This window comes from Mesorhizobium sp. M7A.F.Ca.CA.001.08.2.1, from assembly GCF_003998455.1.
GTDB classification, from domain to species: domain Bacteria; phylum Pseudomonadota; class Alphaproteobacteria; order Rhizobiales; family Rhizobiaceae; genus Mesorhizobium; species Mesorhizobium ciceri.
This window is the reverse complement of sequence record NZ_RZPW01000848.1, coordinates 1-2,508: the sequence shown is the minus strand read 5'-3', so window position 1 is coordinate 2,508 and position 2,508 is coordinate 1. Positions and strand designations below refer to the sequence as shown.

At 63.4% G+C, this 2,508-nt stretch carries 3 protein-coding genes and 1 tRNA gene; 2 read left to right on the top strand and 2 right to left on the bottom strand.

The window, feature by feature from the left end:
* Both EN914_RS31945 and rpiA read right to left on the bottom strand, forming a co-directional pair.
* Positions 1-345 (bottom strand): DUF2059 domain-containing protein (locus tag EN914_RS31945; RefSeq protein WP_407067826.1); only part of this gene is annotated, 345 nt, incomplete at its 3' end.
* Complete coding sequence (gene rpiA, locus EN914_RS31940) at positions 332-1,063, bottom strand: ribose-5-phosphate isomerase RpiA (protein ID WP_024503288.1); 732 nt, start codon at positions 1,061-1,063, stop codon at positions 332-334. The genes rpiA and EN914_RS31945, both read right to left, overlap by 14 nt.
* A 319-nt stretch (positions 1,064-1,382) precedes the next feature.
* Here rpiA and EN914_RS31935 point away from each other — a divergent pair, with 319 nt between their 5' ends.
* Together EN914_RS31935 and EN914_RS31930 are read left to right on the top strand one after the other, a co-directional pair.
* The gene (locus EN914_RS31935) at positions 1,383-2,066 is read left to right on the top strand and encodes a phosphoglycolate phosphatase (protein ID WP_013531667.1); all 684 of its coding nucleotides are present in this window, start codon (positions 1,383-1,385) and stop codon (positions 2,064-2,066) included.
* 129 nt (positions 2,067-2,195) lie between these two features.
* Positions 2,196-2,270, top strand: a tRNA-Val gene (locus EN914_RS31930).
* Positions 2,271-2,508 lie beyond the last annotated feature (238 nt).

Genomic DNA, 2,508 nt, shown 5'->3' with positions numbered 1-2,508 from the left:
GTCGGTCAGTTCCTTTTCGGAGAACACTTTCGCGTAGGCGAGTGCGGCTTCCTTCTCGAGGTCGGCACGGCGCGAGGCCAGCGCCAGAGCCTTCTCGTTGATGGTCTTGCCGATCAGTTCCTGCATGTCCGGGTTCTTCTGGATCAGCTGCGATTCGAGCGCCGCGGCTGCCTGCGGCAGGATGTTGTCGAACGGGTCGGTCGCGTGGATCGCAGCGACCGCCGCGCGGGCGGCCTTCAGGTGCGCTTCCGTGACATCCTGCGAAAACGCCGGCGACGAGAAGGCGAAAACGGCCGAGGCCGCCAGAAGGACGGAAAGGCTGCGAACCCGGTTATGCAACGTCATGATCGGTAGAACTCCCTGGTTTTCGGGCAGCATGGACGGTTTGGATACCGTCGCCGCCGGCGATGATGGCCGCTGAAGCCAGCCCGATGAAAAGACCATGCTCGACAACGCCAGGAATGGCGTGGAGAGCATTCGAAAGCGCTCTTGTATCCGGAATGCGGCCAAAAGATGCATCGAGGATAAAATGGCCGCCGTCTGTAACAAAAGCCTGCCCGCCCGTCATCCTCAATGTGACCGGTCCGGAAAGACCGAGCTTTTCAGCCGCTGCGGCAACCGCGATTTCAGTGGCGCGCAGGCCGAACGGATTGACTTCGATCGGTAGGGGAAAACGGCCGAGCGTCTCGACCATCTTGGAGCGGTCGGCGATGACGATCATGCGCTGGGACGCCGCGGCGACGATCTTCTCGCGCAGCAGCGCGCCGCCGCCGCCCTTGACCAGGGTCAGTTCCGGGTCGACTTCGTCGGCGCCGTCGACGGTGAGATCCAGCTCTGGCGTTTCCTCCAGCGTCGACAGCGGCACGCCAAGCTCGCGGCAGAGCAACGCGGTGCGCTCCGAAGTCGGTACGCCGATGACGGTCATGCCGGTTGCGACCTTTTCGGCAAGCAGCCGCACGAACTCCTCGGCCGTTGTGCCGGTGCCGATGCCGAGCCGCATGCCGTCATTCACATGGGCAAGTGCTGCCCGCGCGGCTTCGACCTTCAACTGCCTTGCATCCATGTCGATTGTTGCCCCGGAAATTCGCTGTCGGGCTCGTAGCATTTTTGCCGGTCCGGTCAAAGCCCCAGGCGGCGGGTCCCCAGGTGATCCTGCGTAGGAATTATTTCCTTGACCGGTGAGTGCAGCTATGCTACATTTTTGCCCATGGTGCTGATTTGCGCCAACAGCCCGCCGTCGAGGCGGGGTTTTTCATAGCGGCGTCCAGCCGCGAATGCCCGGCCTGATAAGCAGGCCCCGCCTGAACGAGCCGGCCCAGCGCTTGCCTCGACGCGCCGCAGCCGCTATCGCCTGCCCATTGCACACCTGCCCAGGACAGACCATGACCCAACCGATCATCGTGTTCGACCTCGACGGTACGCTCATCGACACAGCGCCGGACCTGCTCGACAGCCTGAACCACAGCCTGGCCGCCAGCGAGATCGCGGCGGTCGACGAAGCCGGCTTCAGGCGTTTTGTCGGTCACGGCGGCCGGGTGATGATCGAGCGGGCGCACGCCGCCCATCAGCGATCGCTTGCCGTCGAGGAGCACGACCGGCTGCTGAAACTTTTCCTCGACCACTACACGCTCAACATCCCCGGCAAGTCGCGCCCCTACCCCGGTGTCGTCGAGGCGATCGCGCGCTTCGAGGAGGCCGGCTATACCCTCGCCATCTGCACCAACAAATACGAAGCCAACTCGCTGGCGCTGATCGAGGCGCTCGGCCTGACCAAACATTTCGCGGCGATTGCCGGCCAGGACACGTTCGCCTTCCGCAAACCCGACCCGCGCCATTTGATCGAGACCATAAAGCTGGCCGGCGGCGACCCTCACCGCGCCCTGATGGTCGGCGATTCGCAAACCGACATCGACACGGCGAAAGCCGCCGGCATTCCGGTGGTGGCGGTCGATTTCGGCTACACCGACCGCCATGTGCGGGAGTTCGAACCTTCGGCGGTGATCTCGCATTTCGACGCCCTGACGCTCGATCTGGCGCAAAGGCTGATTGCCGCTGCCGGAAACTGACTGGAAGGCGGCCGGAGACAGGGCGCAAAGCACAGCAAAACCGATCCGTGTCAGAACGCCGGACAGCGCCTTGACTTCCCGCACCCGCCTCCCTTATATCGCGGCTCGCTTGGCCTTCGGGCAACGAGCGGGCGATTAGCTCAGCGGGAGAGCACACCCTTCACACGGGTGGGGTCGCAGGTTCAATCCCTGCATCGCCCACCATCGGCCTTCCTGAACGCCGCACCCCAAAATGCCTAGCAACTACACCCCGCCCCTTGCCCGCCAAAATTCTTCTGGGCGAATTCCACGCGCTGCTGTAGCTCGCATATCTCTGGAACGGGCAGACGTCGGAGCCGTTTCGGACCTTCATCTGTTCGCGATCCCAAAACGACACCCTCGATGCGGTCGTCGGCGCAAAAGACCGTATAGCGTTGTTCCGGCTCAGCGCTCGGGCTTGCTC

Coding starts and splice junctions, on each gene's coding strand:
- rpiA (WP_024503288.1), bottom strand. CDS start 1,063: ATGGATGCAAGGCAGTTGAAGGTCGAAGCCGCGCGGGCAGCACTTGCC.
- EN914_RS31935 (WP_013531667.1), top strand. CDS start 1,383: ATGACCCAACCGATCATCGTGTTCGACCTCGACGGTACGCTCATCGAC.